Source organism: Pseudarthrobacter sp. AG30 (assembly GCF_003116525.1).
Taxonomy (GTDB): Bacteria; Actinomycetota; Actinomycetes; order Actinomycetales; family Micrococcaceae; genus Arthrobacter.
On the sequence record NZ_QEHL01000014.1, the window covers coordinates 1 to 21,556 of the forward strand.

A 21,556-nucleotide genomic window follows, 5' to 3' on the forward strand; every position below is an offset into this window, starting at 1 on the left:
AGAAACTAATGGCCATTGACAGGTCGGCATGCGCCCCGGTCGACTTGATCACCACGCCGCAGCATCGATGGTGGTGAAGTTCGTCGCCACACACTGATCGTGAATAGTCTTGCCTGCTCCCGGAGGAATGCAAATAACGGTGTGAGCGGACCGTGCTGCGATCCTTGCGATATCAGGCAGAACGGTGCGAACACCACATGAACACCAGGGTCGGACTTCTGATTGTTTAGGCGCATGGATCTGCCAAGAGACAGCAGCCGGGCATGGACGGATAATGAGCGGCTATGGAACCAAATGCTGAGGTTCCCGCGGTCCCTGCCCAGGGGAAGATTGGGGCTAGCCTGGTTCAGTTGATGTCCGCGCGACGCATGCCGGGCCCCGGCAAACCCGGGTTCTCGCCAGCTCGGTCTGCATGACGAAAAGAAAGAACCCCGACAGCCTGGGCTGTCGGGGTTCCGTCGAGGCCTGTCAGGAGCCGCTGATCTTCCCTGCCGCGATGAGCTGTCGGGCGCGATGCTGCTGCTCATCGTCGCCAAAGCGCGCCACGGCCGTCATCAGGTCCATGCCGTCCTCAAGTCCGCCATAGATGTCCTCCAGCCGCTCGCGCGAGCCGCCGAGCAGGCTGATACCGCCCAGCGCGTTGATCTGCTCGAGCTGCAGGTACGCGCGGTACACGAGGTCGACGTGCACACCGTCATCGGCGGTGAAGGGGTTCGGGACGTAGTCGGCGTCCGGCGTAAGGCCATCCGTGTCGAGGCCCAACTGGGCCAGCTCGTTCTTGTTCATGGATGCTTCTCCTTGGTTCTGGAACTGTCACTCGGCTGTGACGGCTCTCGATCTGAGACCGTCAGGATGCCCCCGGCCGGGCTACGCCTGGCTGGAACGCCAGCGGGCCGACCACGATGAGCACATTGCTTTGGACGTCACTTACCTGGGGTACCAGGACGCCATCGACGCCTTTCAGCATACCGAAGGGCGGACCAGCAAGCGTGGCATGCAGAAAGTGAATGAGCAGTTGCGCAGGGCCTGCCGGAAGGGCTTGAAGAGCTTGCCCGGCTGGGCGGGACGCTGTGGCCCGGACGGGCTCAGGTGCCGGCGTTCTACAAGCGTGGAGGCGCATCGAACGGTCCGGTCGAAGCGATCAACGGTCGTCACGAGCACCTACGCGGTATCGCTCCGGGCTTCGGCCACTTCACCCGCTACGTCACACGAAGCCTCCTCGAAGCGCCTGGTGGGAAGGCCACCACCCTATGGGACTCGCGGCACGCGCTCTTCTGCGGCCGCAGGGACCAGGAGATCCAAGTCAATCCGGACAGCGGCCTCTGGCACGCGATGGAGGTCTGACTCGCGGACATACGGACGAGATGTTCTGGAGAGTGGGAGTCTCAGAGAGCCGGAGTACGACATGCACATCTGAGGCCGGGGCCTCGAGACCGGACCCACGGCGCCGCACTGCATCGGGGCACCAGCTTTTCTTACCGTCGATGTGTTGCGACGACCGCTTGATTCCCACCCTGTCACAGCCATCAGGCCGGCCGTTGGCGAACAACCCTTCCCCGAACATCACTTCAACTGCCCCCAAAAAATAACCCTCAGTCATGCGACTATCGGGACGACGTTCCCGCTCCTAGCGGTCGGTGCTAGTGTGCCCTGGCGGTGGGCCAAAGGCTCACTCGTAGTGATCATATACAGGAACCGACGGCCGACCTTGAAGATGCCTCCTGCCGATCCGTGCCCGAATGTGGTCTCTGCCATCGAACCTCGGCTCTGTCAGCCATCGATTCAGCTGAATCTTCCCAACCAAACTCGCCAGCAGCTACTTCTTTGCGATGGACCGGCGCCCAAGACCACGACGCTTACCGTCGCGATGCTGCCAGTGTGATGGCTTCATCGGGGCATCCGCAGGACGCCGGATCACCCGCTGTGCCTCCGCTGTCCGAAGACCTATCCATCTCCGTGCGCTCTGGGTGGCTGTGACAGGTTTGGATGGCCCCGGTAGGACGGGTATATCTGGCCCCACTTCGTGACTCGCCGGGCACCTTGTGACGGTTATTTGTGGCCCCACCTTCAACGTTGGATTCATCAGTGGATGGATGCGGCGGAAGGTTGGTCTGGATGGAGTCGAGAGTGGAGTTGTTCGCGCGGATCCGAAGGGACGCCCGGGTTGAGGGCCTGTCGGTTCGTGCATGGGCAGCCCGGTACGGAGTTCATCGACGAACGGTGAGGCAGGCACTGGAATCGGCCGCCCCTCCGGAGCGCAAACAGAGACAAGGGGTGTCCTGGAGGCTGGAACCGTTCAAGGGCGCGATCGATGCGATGCTGATCGAGGATATGACGGCGCCGCGGAAGCAGCGTCATACCGCCCGCCGCATTTTGGCCCGGCTCATCGAAGAGCAAAGTGCCCAGGAGCTCTCGTATTCCACAGTGCGTGATTACGTAAGGGTCCGGCGGGCCCAGATTGATGTGGAGGCCGGCCGCCGCGTCGAGGTGTTCGTCCCTCAGGAACATGCTCCCGGCGCGGAGGCCGAGGTGGACTTCGGCGAGGTCTATGTCGTGCTGAACGGTGTGAAGACGAAGTGTCACATGTTCATCTTCCGGCTATCGCATTCGGGCAGGGCCATCCACCGGATCTACCCGACTCAGGCCCAGGAAGCCTTTCTCGAGGGCCACATCGAGGCCTTCAACGTTCTTGGTGGCATCCCGACCAAACACATCCGCTATGACAATCTCACCAGCGCGGTCACGGCGGTGGTGTTCGGGCAGGGCCGGCAGCGTCGGGAGAACGAGCGGTGGGTGTTGTTCCGTTCGTTCTACGGCTTCGATCCCTATTATTGCCAGCCTGGTATCGCAAGGGCTCATGAAAAGGGCGGGGTTGAAGGAGAGGTTGGCTGGTTTCGGCGCAACAGACTCTCGCCTATGCCTGTCGCTCAATCCCTGGACGAGCTCAACGACCGCATTCGCGAATGGGAAGCTCAGGACGACGGGCGGCGCATCAATGACAGGATCCGCACCATCGGTCAGGACTTCGAGATTGAACGGCCGTTCCTGGCCCCGTTGCCGGCGGATGAGTTTGATCCGGGTCTGGTGCTGACCCCTCGAGTTGATAGGTCCTCGATGATCACGGTGCGGATGGTGAAGTACTCCGTTCCGGCGCGGTTCATTGGCAGAAGAGTCCGGGTCTCGCTGCGGGCATCGGAGCTTGTAGTGTTCGACGGCCGCGCGGTGGCGGCCAGGCATCAGCGGATCGTTGCCAAAGGCGCGCAGTCGGTCCAGCTGGACCATTACCTGGAGGTCCTCAAGACCAAGCCCGGCGCTTTGCCTGGCTCCACCGCGTTGGCCCGGGCACGGGAGTCCGGGGCGTTCACGTCCGCCCACGAAGCCTTCTGGGCCGCCTCCCGCCGGGTCAACGGTGACGCCGACGGGACCCGCGAACTGATCGACGTCCTGCTCCTCCACCGGTCCATGGATGCCGGAGACATCCATGCAGGGATCACCGCGGCGCTGGTAGTGGGCGCGGTCAGCGCCGACGTCGTCGCGGTCGAAGCCCGCAGACACGCCACGATCTCTTTCCGGGGTGGGGCCAGTTCCGACCGTCATTCCGGTGCTCATGCTGAAGAGAAAGTGCAACGGGTTGTCAGTCTCACCCAGCGCCGACTCATGGACCCCGCCGCCGTCATTGCCGGGCTCCCGCCTGACAGCCGGCCCCTGCCCTCGGTCAATGCCTATGACGAGCTGCTGGCCAAACGTTCCGAACACCCTGCAGGAACCGCGTCGAAGGAGAACATCTCATGAGCCCCACCGCACCGGCCACCACCATCACCCCGACCCTGCGCCGGAGGCGCGGCCTGACCGAGCAGGCAGCGGTCGCCGCCGTGGACCAGGCCTGCCGTCGGCTTCGCCTGCCCACCATCCGCGCGGCCCTCGACGAAGCCCTGACCGTCGCCGGGAAGGAACAACTCTCCTACCAGGGCTTCCTGGCCGAGCTGTTGCTGGCCGAGTGCGACGACAGGGACCGGCGCTCCTCGATCCGCCGCGTGAAAGCCGCAAACTTTCCCCGGGACAAATGGCTCGGGGACTTCGATTTCGATGCAAACCCGAACATCAACCCCGCCACCATCCACACCCTGGCCACCGGGGAATGGATCCGCAAAGGACAACCCCTTTGCCTCATCGGAGACTCCGGAACCGGCAAATCCCACCTGCTCATCGGACTCGGCACTGCCGCCGCCGAGACGGGCTACAGGGTCAAATACACCCTCGCCACCCGGCTCGTAAACGAACTCGTCGAAGCTGCCGATGAGAAAGTCTTGGCAAAGACCATCGCCCGCTACGGGCGCGTGGACCTGCTGTGCATCGATGAGCTTGGCTACATGGAACCCCGCCGAGGAGCAGAACTCCTGTTCCAGGTCCTGACCGAACGGGAAAGAAAAACTCCATCGCCATCGCCTCAAACGAATCGTTCTCCGGCTGGACCAAAACCTTCACAGATCCTCGCTTATGTGCCGCGATCGTTGACCGGCTGACCTTCAACGGCGCCATAATCGAAACCGGCACCGACTCATACCGCCTCGCCCACACGATCGCCCAACAAGCCACAGGCTAGCGTGGGGGCCAAGCAAACCATCGCACATTCAGGACCAGGGTCCTGCCCAACGACAGCAGAGGCGGCTTCAAAACTTTGAGGTTGGACTCAAGCTCTTAGTGCCAACTTTCAACGCAACAATCCCGCGTCTGATAGGCATCCACGGACGCAAATGGCTGCAAGGAACCATTGGCTTCAACGCCTTCAACTCGGCCAGGTAGCTCTGAATGTAGGGCCTACTTGGCGGTTGGCTGATATTCCGGGTAGTAGCGGCGGATTTCCTCAGCAGGCCTGCCTGCGCTGATCATCTGTTCCAGGCTTACGGCCGTACGGACTTCATCGACAGTGAGAAGCCTGCTGTTCCAGGGCCCGATGGTCTGATAGCAGAAATCGTTAGGGTCATTCATCTTTGCGGCGTCATAGCACTCAGGATGACTTGTGTCCGCCATGCTCGAAGGCGCTGCCGCCGGTTCCGCTTTCGTACTCGCCTGAATCCCGGCGACCGCACCGCCCATGAGAACCACGGCCGCGCCGACCATGCCTAGTACCAGCTTCATATTTTCCCCCTTTGTGAAACGCGACAGCAGCATGCTGCAGCGGTACAGCAATTCGTAAAACCTGGCAGTAATGGATGAACAGACCGCCCCAAAGATCAGAGATGGTTGCGAGATACCCAGCCGCGGTCCGTCCCGCAGATCGGCTCTCCACTGCTCCTCTCGAACAGCCCGGAGATGCCGAGGCGTCAGCAATACGCATAGGGCCAGGAGGGTCTCGGTTTGCCTCACGTCACGCACCACTGGCCCTCCTTCATAGCCGGCGACGGTCGCGATGCAGGCGGCGAAACCTTTGCCCGTTGCGCATTGACGTACTCGTTCGCCAATGGGCGGGCCTCCGCGACCAAGCGGTAGTAGCGCCTGCGCGGTCCCTTGCGCTCCTCCGTTGAATCCCATTCACCCTGGACCCAACCCGCCGCCTCAAGCCGGTCGAGGATCGGATAGACAGTGCCGGGCTTCTTGCCCACGTCTTTGATGATCTGGAGTCCCCAGACCTTCTCGACCGAAAGCAGAACTTCAAGGACCAGCGCTGTTGCCGGCGTAACGCGTCCCAAGTTGTCCATAGAAGAAATCTAGCTATATAGATTTAGATGTCAAGTCTCACCAAGCTCTCGTCCTTCAGAGAACGTCTACTGCAATTGCGGCTTGGGTTTTGACTGTCACATTGCAGGTCCTGGAGTTACCGCTCTTTGCGGATAAAGCTCCAACAACCGCTGGTGGGGCCAGATATATCCGTCTGCCCGGGGCCAAGAAGGATTGACATAGTCACTCTGGGCCTGGTCCTGACTACGAGCACGGGACAGGCGGCGTGGTGGAGTACCTGCGTGGACACGGATCCGAGCAGCAGCCCGGTGAATCCTCCGTGCCCTCGGGAACCAACGACCAGCAGGTCGGCGTCCATAGAAGCATTTATAAGGACGGTGACTGTGGGCCCTTGGACGACGTCACCGGTGACGTCGACACCTTCGGTGTCTGCCCCCTTCAATGTGTCCGTCTGCATTCCCCGGGCGGTCGGCTCGAAAATGTTGCTATCCCAGATCATCGCTTCCATACCGGCCGCCTCGGGAGGATACTCCCAAGCGGTTACTGCCCGTACCTGTCCGTGGCGGAGACGGGCCTCGGTGACGGCCCATTCGACAGCGAACCGTGATTCCGCAGAGCCGTCCACCCCGACCACGATCCTGAATCCCTCTCCGTCGCCCATGATCTCCGCCGTCCGTTGAGGTCCCACCTGACTGGTTGCCATCAGTCTCCCATACAGGCTTCAGCGGCAAGGTACCTGATGAAAATTGCAGTTAAGGAAAGATGCCAGGCCGCAGGCCAGGCTCCCTGTGACGGGCGCTGTGAGGGGTTTCCCGGTCAGGGCCAGCCTCTTCCGTGCCGCGGACTGAAGCATGACCGGCGTTATCGGCGAGTGCTTCGTCGGCCCTGTCAGTGCCCCGTTGTCCCGGCGCTCATCGGGCCCCAAAGCATGCCTCTGAGCATGTCAAGTATCGCGCTCGTGCCCGCTCCCATCGTCGACGGCTCGCGTTCCACCGCGGTTTCTTCCTCCTGCGTAGGGTCCTGTCTCTGTTGTCCAGTGCCTTTCCGCTGGTACAACGGAATTGTGGTGATACGGCTGACCTCGGCTATGTTGACCGTACCGGTGAAGACCGGCCCCGCAGACCATGCGATGACGGGCGTCAGCAGGAACCCGCTTTCGAAAAGGGCGATCGCGGGGAGAACGCCCAGGACGTGCACACTGCCCGGGTCCAATGCGGTTTCCTCACGGGCCTCGCGGAGCGCCGTAGCGGCCGGACCGTGGTCGCCGGGTTCGGCAGCGCCGCCCGGGAAGACCAGCTGTCCCGGGTAGTTGGTTAGATCGGATGCCCGTTCAGTGAGGAGCACGGACGGGCCGTGCGGGCTGTCTGTGAGAAGCACAAGCACTGCAGCCTGGTTAAGTGTGACCGGGTTTGGCTGGCAGTTCGGTTCTGGACGATCATGTCCGGTCAGCCGGGCCAACGTGTCGGCCCATGGCGGCCGCACGGACGGGCCGTGGCTCGGCCTTGTCCGGTCGGCGTCGGCGTCGGAGTCGAGCCATTGAAGTTGTCCGGTTTGGACGCGCAGCAGCCCCACTCCGGGAGCGGAGTTGGCCGGTTGCATCAGCCGGGTCAACTGCCCAAAACCCGGATGACCGAACAGCGCCCGGGCAGGACGGTGGACCGTCAGGTCGGTTGGTTCGGAGAAATCTGCTGGGTTGTTTGCTACCGCCACGAAGGCCTGGCCGGATCCTACAAGGTTCGCCACCGGGCCGCCAAAGGCAACGAGGGTATCGCTCATCGCCGGTACCAGCAGGAGGTTCGCGCCCGACTCGGCCAGAGCGTGCACGGCGTGGGGATTGAGCAGGTCCCGACAGATTGCCAGTACCAGATGCCATCCATCGTCACTGACATGGACCCGTAGCTGCGGCCAGCCTTGGGGTTGGATATCTTCGTTGACCGGCCGGTCGGCCGGGGAGTGCTTGTCCTGGGTCAACGGGGCAGGCACGCCGCGGAGGTAGGCGGTGGCCGTGTTACGCCGCCGCGGCGACCCGTCGTGCTCGTCGTCGTGATGGTAGCTGCCTGCGACCAGCATCCTGGGGCCGCCGGTCCGGCAGGTCCAGCTCTGCAGCCGGGCGGCTAGGGACTCGGTAACGCACAGCTCGGGCAGGACAACAATGCTCGCGCCGTTTGCGACTGCTGCATGGACCAGCCGGTCTATCTCCTGATGCTGTTTGTCTTCATCTTTCGGGCGGATCGGGAAGGTCCGCCCGCTGGCGTCCGCCGGGAAGTGGAACTCAGCCAGAGTGCGGTTGGGATGGCAGGTTGCCACGATGGTGTCGGGACCAAGGATCCCGCTGAGCTCGCGGGCGAGACTGTAGTCGAAGATGACCTGGAACTGTGTGGCCCATTCTCCGGCAAGCCGGACATGACGGGTTTCATCCAGACGGTTGGCCAGCCGCCACGGCGGGGAGGTGGCGGTCAGCGCGGTCACATGTCGGAGGTCTGGACTGTCCAGGGGGATGGGATCACCAACGCCTGGCTGGTAGGGGCTCCGTCGGCGGAAGGATTCGCGGAAGCTATGGCAGTACTGTTCATCCAGGAGTTCGGCCAGTAGCCGTGCGACAACGACGGCGGGCAGGCCCTCGTCTGCGGTCAGCGCCGCCGCCAGGGCAGCGGCAACCTGAGGGCGCAGCTCGGATTCGGTTGATGTGGTGGGCATCAGGGCCCTGACGCCGGCTGTGATCAGATCGGCCTTAGCGCGGCAGCCGGCATCCTGGATCCGCTCCTGCAGTATGGGATGCTCGTCCCGGCACAGCTGCAGCAGATGTGTGAGGACGACCAGTGGCTCTCTCTCGGCGGCGATGGCTGCCTGGATGGACGCCACCCGTTGTGGTAGCGACGATGGCCGGGCAACGCAGGCGGCACAATCCGTCATGGTTGCAGACGTAGTCCTCCCTTGGACCTTGGCCGCCCCGGGAGCGCTCTCCGTCACGAGGGCGATTCTTCCGGTGTCCTTCGCTTCCCCATCCCAGCCTCGATCCTTCACGATGCATCCTTCGCTGTTGCAGTTTCATGTCGCTGAGACTGACAGGCATGGATTGGCGGTGGAGGCATTCGGGCCGAGCCCGCCAGGAGTATGGATGCGCAGCAGGATCCGGTCTGGCGGCCGGAATCTTGACTCCTCATCGAGGTGATCCCCCCGCACCCCGTGAAGTCCAGACCAGATAAGCGCCAAGCGCACCGCCAGCGCCCAGCCCGGCGCGCATTAGTGGTCTCTCCCAACTGCCCCAACGTTCCTTATCCCCCGCCGTCAGAGCCCCGACACCTCCGATCAGCGCCGCAGCAATCATGCCTGCTACCAGGCGGTTGCCGATGCGTTCCATCCGCCCGACCAGGGGTTCGAGCTCCGCGGCCCGTAAATGGACTTCCATGCCTCCTGTGTCAAGGGTATCCACGACGCGACGAAGTAATTCCGGCAGGTCCGCGGCCAGTTCCGCTGCGTCAGCACCGGCTGCGGCTATCCGCGCGGCCAACGCCTGCGGCGCGAAGCGGGCGAACATCATCTTTCTCGCGTACGGGGCAAGTACCACGCTCAGATTAAAGCCGGGATCCAGTTCAACTCCGATGCCTTCAGCCATGATCATCATCTTCAGGAGCTTCGCCAGTTCCTGAGGCATCTGCAGGTGATAGTTGCGCATCAGCGCGACCGCTTGGGTGATCAGCCGACCGATTTCGATCTGACGTAGTTGGCGGCCTTCGTAGAGGGCAATAAACCGGGTGACGTCCGAGCGCAGCCGGCTTCGGTCCACGGGCTGTCGGGTTACGGAAAGGTTCAGCAAAGCGGAGCCGACACGGGCCGGGTCGCTTCGGACCAATGCAGTCAGCAGGACACCGAGTTGGTCGCGCAGCTTGTCGTTCACCTCGCCGACCATGCCGAAGTCGATGAGACCTATGCGGCCGCCGGGTTCGATGAACAGGTTGCCTGGATGCGGATCGGCATGGAAAAACCCGTCTTCGAAGACCATTTTGACTGCTGTGCCCGCGGACCGGACAGCCAGCGCAGCACGGTCGATCCCTGCGCGGTCCAGGGCCGCGAGATCATTGACTTTCATCCCCACGATCCGCTCCAGCGTCAGCACCCGGGATGTAGTTGTCTCCCAAAAAACGCGCGGAATGTGAACTTCGGGATCGGCGGCAAAGTTGTGGGCGAATCGCTCCGCATTCCGCCCTTCCTGCAGATAGTCGAGTTCTGCCCTCAGAGTCTGTGCAAACTCCGCGGCTATGCCGGGGAGATTGTAGTCAGCCGCCGCTTCCCACCGGCGGCTGATCTGGACCGCGAGGTTCTGCAGAATATCCAGGTCCGCCTCGATCATGGGAATGACGTCGGGCCGCCGGACTTTTACCACGACGGGTGTTCCGTCGTGAAGAGTTGCTGCATGGGCTTGGCCGATAGACGCACTCGCCAAGGGTTCGAGGGTGAAGTCCGCAAACACCTCTTCCGGCTCGGCCCCGAGCTCGTCGCGGATAAGCTGACGGATCGTTGGGCCTGGCACGGGCGGGGCGCCGTCCTGGAGTTTGGCCAGCTCCGACTGATACTGAGGCGGCAAGAGGTCAGGGCGGGTGGAGAGGAGTTGGCCGAGCTTGATGAACGTCGGTCCCAAATCCTCGAAGGCCAACCGCAAGTGCTCCGGATTCGTGTAGGGCTCGGCTCTTCGTTCATGGCCTATGAGCCCCAGGTGGAACGGGACCCACCGCTCGAGTCCGGTGATGCCCACGAGGAATCCCAGCCCGTGCCGGGCCAGGACCTCGCTGATTTCCTGATAGCGGTGCATACGTATGTTCGGTGTCATTGTCCGTTCTGATTTCTGCGTGATCTGGGAGTCTTCGAAGTGGAAGGCCGTCCCGCGCGTTCCTGCACGCCTTGCCCGTCCATGCAGCGTGCCGTGGTCTACTGTCTCCGGACGTTTTCAGGCCTTTGCGGGGCGGGCTGTCTTCGCGGCAGCACAAGGACAACCATGGACACGATAACCAGGACCATGCCCGCCAAGCTCCAACTGCTTTGGCGTTCACCCAACACAACCATGGACAACAGGATGCCGAAGACCGGAACCAGGAAGGTCCATGCCGTGACCGCGTCCAGGCGGCACTGCCGGACTTCTGTGAACCAGCCGAGAAAGGCCGCAGCGGTACCCACGAGGGAAACGTACAGGATAATGCCGATGAAGCGCACACCCCAGTTGATGACCGGCGCCCCCTCTGTCAGCACGGCGATGACGGCAAGAATTGCGCCACCGATCAGGAAATGCCAGGCAATCACCTGCAGGACATCGGCTTTCACCTGCCTCGAAATCAACGTCCCTGCGGTGACCGCAAGAGCCGCCGTGATTGACAGCCACGCACCGGTGCCGGTCCCGCTGGGCAGGGCAACTGCCAGTAGCCCGGCGAAGCCTGTCCCCATTGCTGCCAGCGTTCGCGCCGACACGCGCTCCTTGTATATCCACCAGGCCGGAAGCACTATGAGCAAGGGCTGTGCATTGGCCAGGACGGAGGCGGCTCCAGTGGATAGACCGGCCAGACCGCCGAACATGGCACTGAAAGCCAGGGTGACATTGACAATTCCCATCACGGCTATCAGGGCCCAGGTCCGTGCCCCGCGCGGCGTCGGTTCCCGCCGGAATACCGCAACTGCGAGAAGCACTGCGCCGGCTATGAGCGCACGCAACGCGGCAAACCACAGGAGCGGGGCGTCCTTCAGACCGATACTGATCGCCAGAAAGCACGAGCCCCAGGCAAAGGTAATCCACAGCATCCGTATGGGGTTGGGCCGCCGGAGGTCTCCGACCTGTCCGGCACTTACTACTGTCGGGGGTATGCGCACAGCAGCTCCTTCATCGGCGGGACACCGGAGAGTCTTTCGGCCGGCACAGCCATCGGCTTGGCCTCTTCTTGTTTATTAGGCAGATCCGGCGAAGTGGTCAGGGCTGTTGGTTCGACGAGGCGGCCAGCGCTCATGAGTTGTCCTGAACGGCGCCGGGAGAAAGCCTCTCGGGCCGCTGATCCGGTGCACCGCGTGCCCGGTCCTGGAAGTTGAGAATACGCACAGCGAGGCTCAGCGAGACGGCCAGGATGGTTCCGCTGGCGGCCGTCCATAAGCCAGTGGCAGGGGCAGGGGCCGCAGCGAGAGCGCCCGTTAATGAACCTGCCGACAAAACTGCGGCAGTGACCAGCATCCAAAATGCCCGCCGTGCCCGCCGGCCCGCGAGAGGAAGTGTTGGTGGCGTGCGCATGCTCATGCCCCCAGATGTTCTTTGACCGGAAGGAACAATATGAGAAGCGTGAGCGTCAGGATGCTCAGCAACAGCACAAGACCGGCGGCGATCGAAACGGGGCGCCGTCGCCACAGCCGGTACCGGCTCCGGTCCACAAAGGGAACCGCGGCCAGGAAGAGGAAAAACGCGATCTCAGCAAAAAGGATGGCGGGCAGACCGAACCAGTCCTCCAGTGTGTAGAGCCACCAAAAATTCCACGGAGGCCTGGTCACTTCGATTCCGGCGACCGGTGTCGCACCCACCGGAGGTGGAAGGAAAACCGCCAGGATCCCAAGCACGCCGGCCAGCACCAGACCGAACGCGCCGATGCGGCGCAGGTGATGGGTGAAGGGTTCGGTCGGTTCCGCAGCCGCGGCCTGTTCCCCTGAGACATCGGCCGGCAGGGAAGGGTGCGGAGAGATTTTGTGGCGTTTTACCAGAAGCCCGTGCAGAGTCATGAGGACGAGGATGGTCCCTGGAAGGATCACCACGTGCGCGCCGTAGATCCGCACGAGGATTGAGACTTGATTAGCGAACTCGGCGGAAAACCAGAACCCTGCCCCGCCGAGCAGATTCCCGATCTCAACGTTGTGGCCCAGCGCTTCAAAGCCCTCTTGGTCCCACTTCAGGACCGTTCCTGTGAACAGGGCGAGGGTTATCAGTGCGAAAAGTGCGACGCCGATAAGCCAGTTTCCTTCGCGCGGGCGTTTGAATGAGCCTGTAACGAAGACCCTGATCAGGTGCAGGGCCGCGGTGACATACATTGCTTGGGAGGCCCAAAAGTGCAGCCCCCGCAGAACGCTTCCGCCCCAGACGTCGTTGACGATGCCGCGGACCGATTGGTTAGCCGTTTCCGGTGTGGGGCTGTAGAACTGGACCAGCAGAATGCCGCTCAGCAGCAGGATTCCGAAGGCTGCTGCTGTCACACCCCCCAGGCTCCAGGCCAGGGAGTTCGCGTGTTCGGGGACGCCGTACCCCAGGGCGCCGATGCCGAGGCGTTCATCGATCACATCCATCAGGCGCCGGAACCGACCAGGGCGCGGGGCATGTGCCGGGGTTTGGCCGCCGAGGCGTGCCGTTTCATCGTTCATGTCAGATTCACCGCTCCTTCCGGCGTGACCGCTCATGTTTTGGTGGCAGATCCTGGCGTCTGTGCTTCCAGGCAAGCAGCAACCGGAGTTCCTGGACGTTTTCGGCCGGGCGGAACATGTATGCCAGCACCAGTCCCGTGAGAATCGCCAGCATGGAGACAGTCAGAATCCCCCAGTCCGCTCCGGTCAGGCCACTGCGGGGCGGGAGCGGGTCAAGGAGAACTGTTGTCCCGGTCTCCTCGCCGGTCGCGGGCTTCAAAGTGCTGAGGGCCACCGTGATGGACTCCTGCAGAAGGGCACGTCCCTGAGTTGAATTTCCCGCCTGGAGGGCGGCCTTGGCCTGCTCGAGTTCAGCCCGGGATACCCCGTCCTGGTCCGGCGCGGCGAGGGCCGCGTCGATTTTCTCCAGGGCGGGCCCGATGTTCCCCGGATCGTGGACGAGGTGCCCCAGCGCCTGTTGAACCAATAGATACCCCTCTGAGGAAGGGTCTCCCTCATGTGCAGACGCCAGCGGGGCCGCTGGAACTCCTCCGACGAGGAAGAAGCAGGCCAGCAGGACAGCTGCGCATGTTCTTGCGGCAAAGAGCGACCGCGACACTGGATGTCTGGTGTCGCGGTCGCCGGATCTTCCAGATCCGGGTTTCGTTCGCATGGATGGCTCCCAACATGGATGATTCCTGCATTGAGTGCGCCTGACCGGGTCCCCGCAAGCCCAACCATGGCTACTGAGGTTGGTCAGTGCCGCCCTGAATACGCGGTACGCCTTTGTTCTTGCTCGACCGGGGGATGAAACCTGGGACCAGGCGGGCGTAGGCGAGGTATTCCTCGCCGAATTCGGCCACCATTGTTTTTTCCTCCCGGCGGGCGAGCCGATGGTAAACAACTAGCAGAATCGGGAACATGATCAGGGTCAGGAGGGTCGGCCATTGGAGCAGGAAACCAAACATGATGGTCAGGAACCCCAGGTACTGCGGGTGGCGGAGGCGGGCATAGATACCAGTGACAGCCAGCCGGTGTTCCCGTTGGGCGGCATATAGAACCTGCCATGCGCGATAAAGCAGGATGAAACCGGCTGCTATGAGCACATTGCTCAGCAGGTGCAGAGGATTCAGGTGGGGGTCCCACTGCCACCCCATGAGGTCCTGCCAGAGATGTCCTGAATTGTGGGTCAGGAGGTTCAGGTTCGGGAACTGGCTTCCCAGCCAGCCGGAGAGGAAGTAGATGGTCAGCGGGAAGCCGTACATCTCCGTGAACAGCGCGACGATGAATGCGGCGAAGCCGCCGAAAGCCCGCCAGTCGAGGCTCGTTTTCGGTTTGACGAAACTGAAGGCAAAGATGATGAATATTGCAGAGTTCAGAATCACCAGGAACCACAGGTTGTACCCGAAGTCAGTTGACATTGCCCGAACTCCGTCCTGCAGTTCCGTCGGGGCTGCCTCCGTGGCCTCCGTGGCCGCCGTGGCCGCCGTGGCCGCCGTGGCCGAACAGGTGCATCGCCATCATCCCCACCACGAACACGTAGGGTAGTGCGTCCAGCACGTGCAGCCAGTGATTGGTCAAAAGGTAGAAGACGGCGATGATGATCAGGACAGTCAGCCCGCCACGCAGATACAGGGCACTGCGGTCCTGAACGGGCTGCACGGGAGGCGGCGTCCCGGGCTGGCCGCCGGCCGGATGCTGGTGGTCGTGGTTCATGGCTGGCCTCCCGGCATGAAGGGCAGATGTTCGGCGAGGAAGTCCTGCCTCATGCCCAGCGTTGAGTCGGTCATCGTCATCGATGTCACTGCGTCCGGGGCGGATCCGGCCAGGGCGCGGATGGCGTCGATGGTTTCGGGTACGACGATGGCCTCGTTGTAGACCTGGTACGTCAGGTAGGCCTCATCCCCGTCGACGGTGACCAGTTCCTCCCAGACGGCGACTTCCCACATGTCTCCGCGGGGCCGGCCAAGATCCTTCATCAGTTCGATGGTCGAGTTCAGCGCGACCAGTCCGTCAGCCATCCGGATGAAGGCTATCCGGGGTGCGGCACGAAGCGCTGCGAGGACCTCCTCCCGGCTGGCGGCCCGGGTGAGCTGGAGTGTCCAGTAGTGGTTATGGGTCTGGGTGTGGGCGCCCTTGGCTGCAATCGTGACGACGTCCAGATCGGGCAGGACGGTCCTGGCGTCCGGGCCCTGGTGGGACGGTATTTTCGGTTCCGGGACCATGGTGTTCATGATCCCGCCAAGATGTGATTCCCAGGGGTCGGTGGCCCGGCGGATGAGGACTCCGCGGGCCTTGGCCAGCAGTCCTGCATCCCGTAGGGCCCCGAGTACCCTGACGATGCTGGTCGTGTTGCAGGAGACGACACGGGTCATGTCCCGGCCCAGTGCGCTGTCGTAGTTGGCCTGCGCTACGAATGAATGCCCTGTGGTGTCGTGGGATTCACCGCCCTGCAGGATGACTTTCACCCCTGCCGCCCGGTAGCGGGGCAGGTTGCCGGCCGCCACATGTTTGGGGGTCGCATCGACGACGACGTCCGCTTGGGCCAGCAGGTCCTCCAGGTCTCCGGAAATACTCAGGCCTGCCTGGGCCATGGCGTCCCGGGCTTCGGCGGTGGCTGCGAACAGGGGAAAGCGTCCCGCGGCGGAGCGGATCCGCCAGTCGGTGATGATGTCGGCGACGCCGATCAGTTCCATGTCCGGCTGCAGCTGGACGGCGTCGGCTACCCGTTTGCCGATGACTCCGTATCCGTTGACGGCCACTTTGGTCTTATTCATTGGTATGCCTTCCCACTTGCGGTTGCGGTGTTTTGTCGACGGCGGTGCTCAGCCCCGAGGGTTCCTGTTTTCTTCGGTGCCTGGAGAAGTCCATTTCATCCCCGCCGGCGAGCTGTTGATAGAGTCCTTCGACGCCTATCCGCACAGGGGGTGCGCTGCAGGGCTGCAGATGAACCCGCAGCGTTTCCGCGCTCAGGGACACATCGATGCGGTGGCCCCTGTAGAGGACCTGGAACCCGGCACTTCCCAGCCGGGCCGGGAGCCGGGGTGAAAAGGTCAGCGCGTGGGCCTCTGTCTGAAGGCCGGCGAAAGCCCTGCTGATGATGTCGACGGTCCCGGACATCGCGCCGAGATGGATCCCTTCCCGGGTGGTTCCACCCTGAGTGTCGTCCAGATCGGCGACCAGGGCTTCACGGAAGACCTGCCAGGCCCGGGATTCGTCAATCCGTGCCAGTACCGAGGCGTGCACCACCCGGCTGAGGGTTGATCCGTTGGCGGTCCGGGCCAGGTAGTATTCCACGGTGCGCTCCAGATCTGGCTCGGTGAACGGGTAGCCGAGCCGGTGCAGCTGCCTGATCACGCCCGCTGGCCCCAACAGGTAGATCAGCATCAGGACGTCGGCCTGCTTGGCGAGTTTGTACCGGTTGGTGGCGTCGTTTTCGGCTTCGAGGATCAGATCGAGCCGCCCGACATTGCCGTACATGGTGCGGTACCGCCCCCAATCAAGCTCTGCCAGGCCTTCATAACCGTCGAACTGGCTGAGGACTCCGTCGGCATGGAACGGCACGGCGAGCCGGCGGCTGAGCCGGGACCAGCGGCTGATCTCCTCCGCCGTGACCTGCAGCCGTCCGGTGAGGTCATCGCCGGGATAGCCTGCGAGTTCTGCCAGCACATCGGCGGCGCGTTCACACAGCCAGGAGAGCAGCACATTGGTGTACGCGTTGTCGCGCAGGCCGGTCCCGGGCGTCTCCGGGTACCCGTCGTGATACTCGTCAGGTCCCATCACCCCTGAAATGTGGAACCTGTCCCCTGCCGGATCATAGTCGGCCAGCGAGGCGAACATCCTGGTCACTTCGATGATCAGTTCCCCGCCGCGGGCCGCCAGCCAGTCCCGGTCCCCCGTGGCCTGGAAATGCTGCCACGCGTTGTACGCGACGGCGAGTCCGACGTGGCGCTGGCGGCTGGAGTTGTCCGGCATCCAGCGGGCGGACCGGGCGTTGTAGAGCTGGCGGGGCGTCTCCTCCCGACCGTCGCTGCCGCTCTGCCAGGGGAAGAGCGCCCCCCGGAGTCCCTGGGTGCGTGCAGCGTCACGGGCAGCATCCAGCCGGCGCCAGCGGTACTCCAGCAGGGCCCGGCTGACGTCCGGGAGCCGGAGACCGATCACGGGGAAGACGAACAGTTCGTCCCAGAAGACGTGCCCGCGGTACCCTTCCCCGTGCAGGCCACGGGCCGGCACGCCGGCATCGAGGGCTGCAGTATGCACCGAGATGGTCTGCAGCAGGTGGAACACATGCAGGTTGAGCACCAGCCGGGACTGCCGGTCGCCGTCGAGGCTGGTTCCGAACAGCTCCCACAGTCGCCGCCAGGCCGCTTCGTGGTCCTTGAGCAGTGCGGTGAAGCCGCCGTCAGCGCGGGAAAGCGCTGTCAGGGCCGCGGCCTCGGGCGAGGAAATTGCTCCGTCGCGGGAGGTTGCCAGCGACGCGGTCCTGGTTATGGTCGCGGGTTCTCCGTCGGTCAGCCGGAGGTCGAACTGTCGCTGGTAGCGTCCGCCGTCGCTCCCGGCGTCCCGGGGTGTTGCCGGCGTGGCGCCGTCGAACACCGTCCGGACGGCCAGGGCGATGCGTATCCTGCTCTGGCTGGTCTGGACGGCGCACAGGACGGTGCTGCTGTCCGTTTCGGTGAATTCAGGATCGGTCAGGTGCCGTTGCCCGGTGCCGGCATAGTCGCGGACATTCGTGTTGGCCACCAGGGCATCTATTCCTTCCCGGATGCCCACGGTCCCGTTAAAACCGTGGGCTGTCAGAGTAGTCTCCAGTGCGGCCAGATGGGGATCGTGCATGGAGACCAGCCGACGCTGCTCGACGGTAAGTCTTTCCCCGTGCGGGCCATTCAGGGTTGCGTGGCGAATCAACAGGCCGCGCCGCAGGTCGAGCTCGCTTCGCTCATCGCTGACCTGAATATCCCCGGTGGACCACCACGGCCCGTCGCCGATGCGTACATCCAAGGGCAGCCAGTTGGGGACGTTGACCAGATGCTCTTCTTCCAGATCGCGGCCGTGGATGGTGCTTGTCGTCCGGTTATAGACGCCGGCAAGATAGGTCCCGGGATAGTGGACGCCGTCGTCAGCGCGTTCCGGCCGGGTGCCCCGTGTTGCCATGTACCCGTTGCCAAGAGCGGTCAACGCTTCCCGGTGGCCTTCGTGGGCAGGGTCGAACCCTTCGTAGACCAGCGCCCACGGATCGGTGCGTGAAGCCCCCAGATCAAGCTCAGAGACATCGCCGAGAACAATGTCAGCGCCGGCGAGTTCCAGTTGTTCCCGATGCCCGGCGCGGTCGATGCCGACGACCAGTCCGAAGCCGCCGCGGCGTCCTGCCTGGACACCGGCGGCGGCATCCTCGATAACCGCTGCGCGGCGCGGTGCCACGCCAAGCCGGCGCAGCGCCTCGAGGAACATGGCAGGGTCGGGTTTGCCGGGCAGGCCCTGTCCGGCGACGACTTCTCCGTCGATGATGACGTCGAATGCGGTGTCAACGCCGGCAGCGGCCAACAAGGCCCGGGCGTTTCGGCTGGCGGTGACCAGGCCCACGGGGATGCCTGCGGCACGCAGGCGGGCCAACAGGGCCGTGGTTCCGGGGTAGGCTTGGACGCCATCGCGCGTCACGGCCTGGAGGAACAGGTCGTTTTTGCGGGCGCCGAGCCCATGGACGGACCAGACGTCGGGCCCGTCGGCCGGGCTGCCGGCCGGCAGCCCGGCGCCGCGGGAGGCGAGGAAGGCAGTGACTCCGTCTTCGCGCTGCCGGCCGTCGACATACTGCCTGTAATCCGTATTCTCGTCGAACGGATCCCTCCTGGGGCTCCCGGTGAGCCGGGGGTCCTGAAGAACGGAGTCGAAGAGCTGCTTCCAGGCCGCCGCGTGGACGACGGCGGTCTGGGTAACAACCCCGTCCATGTCGAACAGTACCGCCTGATACGGCAATGCCGGCCCATGTCCGGATGCAGTGGAGGGGCGGCGGCCGCCCGAGTGGACCTGCGTCATGCTATTCCGGTTCCGCTACTTCATCAGCGTGGCTGGTGACGGGGCCCGGCGCGGACGTCCACTCCCAGTGTCGGATTTCCGGCATGTCTTCGCCATGGGTGCGGATGTACTGACGGTGCTCGATGAGCCTGTTCTTGAGTTCCTCGCGCACGTGCGCCGAAACGTCTTTTAGCCTGGGTACCCGGTCGATGACGTCGATGGCCAGGTTGAACCGGTCGAGTTGGTTGAGCACGCACATATCGAACGGGGTCGTGGTGGTGCCCTCCTCCTTGTAGCCGCGGACATGGATGTTGTCGTGGTTTGTCCGGCGGTACGTCAGCCGGTGGATCAGCCATGGGTAGCCGTGGTAGGCGAAGATCACCGGTTTGTCGGTGGTGAACAAGGCATCGAAGTCCCGACCGGTGAGGCCATGGGGATGTTCCGTGTCATCCTGCAAACGCATGAGGTCAACAACGTTGACCACGCGGATCTTCAGATCCGGGAACCGGCCGCGGAGGATGTCCACGGCGGCGAGGGTTTCCATCGTTGGCACGTCCCCAGCGCAGCCCATGACGACGTCGGGTTCCCTGTCCGCGTCCGAACTCGCCCAGTCCCAGATGCCGATGCCTTTGGTGCAGTGCACGATCGCCTGATGCATGTCAAGGTACTGCAGTTGGGGCTGCTTGCCGGCGACAATGACGTTGACGTACTGGTGGCTGCGCAGGCAGTGGTCTGCCACGGACAGGAGAGTGTTGGCGTCCGGTGGCAGGTAGACGCGGATGACGTCGGTTTTCTTGTTGATCACATGATCGATGAACCCCGGGTCCTGGTGCGAGAACCCGTTGTTGTCCTGCCGCCACACATGGGAGGTCAGCAGGTAGTTCAGGGAAGCGACCGGCCGGCGCCATGGGATGTCGTTGGTCGTGGTCAGCCACTTGGCGTGCTGGTTGAACATGGAGTCGACGATGTGGATGAACGCCTCGTAGCAGGAGAAAAATCCATGCCGGCCGGAGAGCAGGTAGCCTTCCAGCCAGCCCTGGCAGGTGTGTTCGGAGAGGATTTCCATAACCCGCCCGTTCCGGGCGAGATGGTCATCCTCGGGAACAGTCCGGGCATTCCAGGCCCGCTCGGTCGCGTCGAATATGGCGCCGAGCCGGTTGGAGTTGTTTTCGTCCGGGGCGAAGACCCGGAAATTGTCCATGTTCGCTGCCATGATGTCCCGCAGGAACGTGCCCAGGATCCGGGTGGATTCCACGGCCCCGGTGCCGGGGTGGGCCACGGGTACGGCATAGTCGGCGAAGTCTGGCATGCGCAGGTCGCGAAGCAGCAGCCCTCCGTTGGCGTGCGGGTTTGCGCTCATGCGCCGCTCCCCCGCCGGATGCAACCCGCCGACCGCCGCCACCGGCGCACCCGCGTCGTCGAAGAGCTCCTCGGGGCGGTAGCTGCGCAGCCACTGCTCCAGGACGGCACGATGGCTGTCGTTTTCGCGGGCCTGGGTGAACGGCACCTGGTGCGAACGCCAGCTTCCCTCGACCTTCAGCCCGTCCACTTCCGCCGGGCCTGTCCAGCCCTTGGGAGAGCGCAGGACGATCATGGGCCAGCGGGGCCGTTCCGTCCGTCCGTCCTCCCGGGCGGCGCGCTTAATCTCAAGAATCTCGTTCAGGCAGGCGTCCAGGGTCCGGGCGAAGTCCTGATGCATTGGTTCCGGATCCGAGCCTTCGACGTAATACGGTGTGTGGCCGTATCCGCGAAGCAGCGAGTCCAGTTCGTCATGGCTGATCCGGTCCAGGACGGTGGGGTTGGCGATTTTGTAGCCGTTCAGGTGCAGGATCGGCAGGACGGTGCCGTCCCGTGCCGGGTTCACGAACTTGTTCGAGTGCCAGCTCGCAGCCAGCGGGCCCGTCTCGGCCTCCCCGTCACCGATGACTGCCGCCACGATGAGGTCCGGGTTATCGAACGCTGCGCCGTAGGCGTGCGAGAGCGCGTATCCGAGTTCCCCGCCCTCGTGGATGGACCCCGGTGTCTCCGGGGCCACATGGCTGGGGATGCCGCCGGGAAAGGAGAACTGGCGGAACAGCCGCTTCATCCCTGCCAGGTCCCGGGAAATGTCCGGGTACGTTTCGCTGTAGGTACCTTCCAGCCAGGCCGACGCCACCGGGCCCGGTCCGCCGTGCCCGGGGCCCATGATGTAGATCATGTCCAGGTCCCGGTCCATGATGGCCCGGTTCAGGTGGGCGTAAATGAAATTCAGGCCGGGGGTGGTGCCCCAGTGCCCCAGCAGCCGCGGCTTGATGTGCTCGGGGCGCAGCGGTTCGCGCAGCAGCGGGTTGTCCATGAGGTAGATCTGTCCTACTGACAGATAGTTTGCCGCCCGCCACCAGGCATTGATGCGGTCAAGCTGGGCCGGGCTGAGGACAGATTCCTCGATACGTGTAGATCGGGGGTCGTTCATTGGAAGTCCTGCCTTTCGTGCTGTCACAAGCAACGGGGACGGTGCCTGCCCAATGAG

At 63.6% G+C, this 21,556-nt stretch carries 16 protein-coding genes and 1 pseudogene; 3 read left to right on the top strand and 14 right to left on the bottom strand.

All coding sequences use genetic code 11. The annotated features are described in order from the left end of the window. Positions 1-468: 468 nt before the first annotated feature. Positions 469-786 carry a hypothetical protein gene (locus DC347_RS13045; protein ID WP_109045758.1) on the bottom strand — a complete coding sequence of 106 codons (318 nt, stop codon included), beginning with the start codon at positions 784-786 and terminating at the stop codon, positions 469-471. A 240-nt stretch (positions 787-1,026) separates the two neighbouring features. On the opposite strand from DC347_RS13045, the gene DC347_RS22180 reads away from it, so the two are divergent. From DC347_RS22180 to istB, 3 genes and pseudogenes are all read left to right on the top strand, one after another. After that, positions 1,027-1,344, top strand: coding sequence for a transposase (locus tag DC347_RS22180; protein ID WP_109045759.1), 318 nt, complete (start codon positions 1,027-1,029; stop codon positions 1,342-1,344). Between the two features lie 771 nt (positions 1,345-2,115). Further along, positions 2,116-3,792, top strand: a complete 1,677-nt coding sequence (gene istA / locus DC347_RS13055) for an IS21 family transposase (RefSeq protein WP_109045760.1) — start codon at positions 2,116-2,118, stop codon at positions 3,790-3,792. Next, positions 3,789-4,603, top strand: a pseudogene (istB, locus tag DC347_RS13060) (IS21-like element helper ATPase IstB). Before istA ends, istB begins: the two are co-directional and overlap by 4 nt. A 215-nt stretch (positions 4,604-4,818) precedes the next feature. On the opposite strand, the gene DC347_RS13065 reads toward istB, so the two are convergent. The 13 genes from DC347_RS13065 to DC347_RS13125 form a co-directional block, all read right to left on the bottom strand. Continuing rightward, complete coding sequence (locus DC347_RS13065; RefSeq protein ID WP_109045761.1) at positions 4,819-5,379, bottom strand: hypothetical protein; 561 nt, start codon at positions 5,377-5,379, stop codon at positions 4,819-4,821. Then, positions 5,364-5,699 carry a PadR family transcriptional regulator gene (locus DC347_RS13070; protein WP_109045762.1) on the bottom strand — a complete coding sequence of 112 codons (336 nt, stop codon included), beginning with the start codon at positions 5,697-5,699 and terminating at the stop codon, positions 5,364-5,366. The genes DC347_RS13065 and DC347_RS13070 overlap by 16 nt, the downstream gene beginning before the upstream one ends. Before the next feature lie 116 nt (positions 5,700-5,815). Then, on the bottom strand, positions 5,816-6,382 hold the full coding sequence (locus DC347_RS13075) for a universal stress protein (protein ID WP_240617789.1): 567 nt from the start codon (positions 6,380-6,382) through the stop codon (positions 5,816-5,818). Positions 6,383-6,567: 185 nt separating this feature from the next. Continuing rightward, entirely contained in the window at positions 6,568-8,148 is a 1,581-nt protein-coding gene (locus tag DC347_RS13080; protein WP_206073933.1) for an NUDIX domain-containing protein, read from the bottom strand. A gap of 691 nt (positions 8,149-8,839) precedes the next feature. Beyond that, on the bottom strand, positions 8,840-10,507 hold the full coding sequence (locus DC347_RS13085) for an AarF/ABC1/UbiB kinase family protein (RefSeq protein WP_109045763.1): 1,668 nt from the start codon (positions 10,505-10,507) through the stop codon (positions 8,840-8,842). Between the two features lie 98 nt (positions 10,508-10,605). Continuing rightward, positions 10,606-11,466 (bottom strand): DMT family transporter, encoded by an 861-nt coding sequence (locus DC347_RS13090; RefSeq protein ID WP_109045764.1) that lies wholly within the window; start codon positions 11,464-11,466, stop codon positions 10,606-10,608. Between the two features lie 480 nt (positions 11,467-11,946). Next, positions 11,947-13,056: a cytochrome b N-terminal domain-containing protein gene (locus DC347_RS13095; RefSeq protein ID WP_109045765.1), complete on the bottom strand. Its 1,110-nt coding sequence runs from the start codon at positions 13,054-13,056 to the stop codon at positions 11,947-11,949. 7 nt (positions 13,057-13,063) lie between these two features. Next, positions 13,064-13,522, bottom strand: coding sequence for a hypothetical protein (locus tag DC347_RS13100; protein WP_109045766.1), 459 nt, complete (start codon positions 13,520-13,522; stop codon positions 13,064-13,066). Positions 13,523-13,778: 256 nt separating this feature from the next. Then, positions 13,779-14,456, bottom strand: coding sequence for an isoprenylcysteine carboxylmethyltransferase family protein (locus DC347_RS13105; RefSeq protein ID WP_109045767.1), 678 nt, complete (start codon positions 14,454-14,456; stop codon positions 13,779-13,781). Further along, positions 14,446-14,751 carry a DUF2933 domain-containing protein gene (locus DC347_RS13110; RefSeq protein WP_109045768.1) on the bottom strand — a complete coding sequence of 102 codons (306 nt, stop codon included), beginning with the start codon at positions 14,749-14,751 and terminating at the stop codon, positions 14,446-14,448. The genes DC347_RS13105 and DC347_RS13110 overlap by 11 nt, the downstream gene beginning before the upstream one ends. Continuing rightward, a complete protein-coding gene (locus DC347_RS13115; protein WP_109045769.1) occupies positions 14,748-15,812 on the bottom strand; it encodes a type II glyceraldehyde-3-phosphate dehydrogenase in 1,065 nt (354 codons plus the stop codon). Before DC347_RS13115 ends, DC347_RS13110 begins: the two co-directional genes overlap by 4 nt. Further along, the gene (locus DC347_RS13120) at positions 15,805-19,068 is read right to left on the bottom strand and encodes a beta-phosphoglucomutase family hydrolase (RefSeq protein ID WP_109045770.1); all 3,264 of its coding nucleotides are present in this window, start codon (positions 19,066-19,068) and stop codon (positions 15,805-15,807) included. Before DC347_RS13120 ends, DC347_RS13115 begins: the two co-directional genes overlap by 8 nt. A 1-nt stretch (position 19,069) precedes the next feature. Next, on the bottom strand, positions 19,070-21,499 hold the full coding sequence (locus DC347_RS13125; RefSeq protein ID WP_109045771.1) for a phosphoketolase: 2,430 nt from the start codon (positions 21,497-21,499) through the stop codon (positions 19,070-19,072). Positions 21,500-21,556: the final 57 nt, after the last annotated feature.

Coding starts and splice junctions, on each gene's coding strand:
- DC347_RS13110 (WP_109045768.1), bottom strand. CDS start 14,751: ATGAACCACGACCACCAGCATCCGGCCGGCGGCCAGCCCGGGACGCCG.
- DC347_RS13105 (WP_109045767.1), bottom strand. CDS start 14,456: ATGTCAACTGACTTCGGGTACAACCTGTGGTTCCTGGTGATTCTGAAC.
- DC347_RS13075 (WP_240617789.1), bottom strand. CDS start 6,382: ATGGCAACCAGTCAGGTGGGACCTCAACGGACGGCGGAGATCATGGGC.
- DC347_RS13085 (WP_109045763.1), bottom strand. CDS start 10,507: ATGACACCGAACATACGTATGCACCGCTATCAGGAAATCAGCGAGGTC.
- DC347_RS13115 (WP_109045769.1), bottom strand. CDS start 15,812: ATGAATAAGACCAAAGTGGCCGTCAACGGATACGGAGTCATCGGCAAA.
- DC347_RS13070 (WP_109045762.1), bottom strand. CDS start 5,699: ATGGACAACTTGGGACGCGTTACGCCGGCAACAGCGCTGGTCCTTGAA.
- DC347_RS13090 (WP_109045764.1), bottom strand. CDS start 11,466: ATGCTGTGGATTACCTTTGCCTGGGGCTCGTGCTTTCTGGCGATCAGT.
- DC347_RS13045 (WP_109045758.1), bottom strand. CDS start 786: ATGAACAAGAACGAGCTGGCCCAGTTGGGCCTCGACACGGATGGCCTT.
- istA (WP_109045760.1), top strand. CDS start 2,116: ATGGAGTCGAGAGTGGAGTTGTTCGCGCGGATCCGAAGGGACGCCCGG.
- DC347_RS13120 (WP_109045770.1), bottom strand. CDS start 19,068: ATGACGCAGGTCCACTCGGGCGGCCGCCGCCCCTCCACTGCATCCGGA.
- DC347_RS13095 (WP_109045765.1), bottom strand. CDS start 13,056: ATGAACGATGAAACGGCACGCCTCGGCGGCCAAACCCCGGCACATGCC.
- DC347_RS13125 (WP_109045771.1), bottom strand. CDS start 21,499: ATGAACGACCCCCGATCTACACGTATCGAGGAATCTGTCCTCAGCCCG.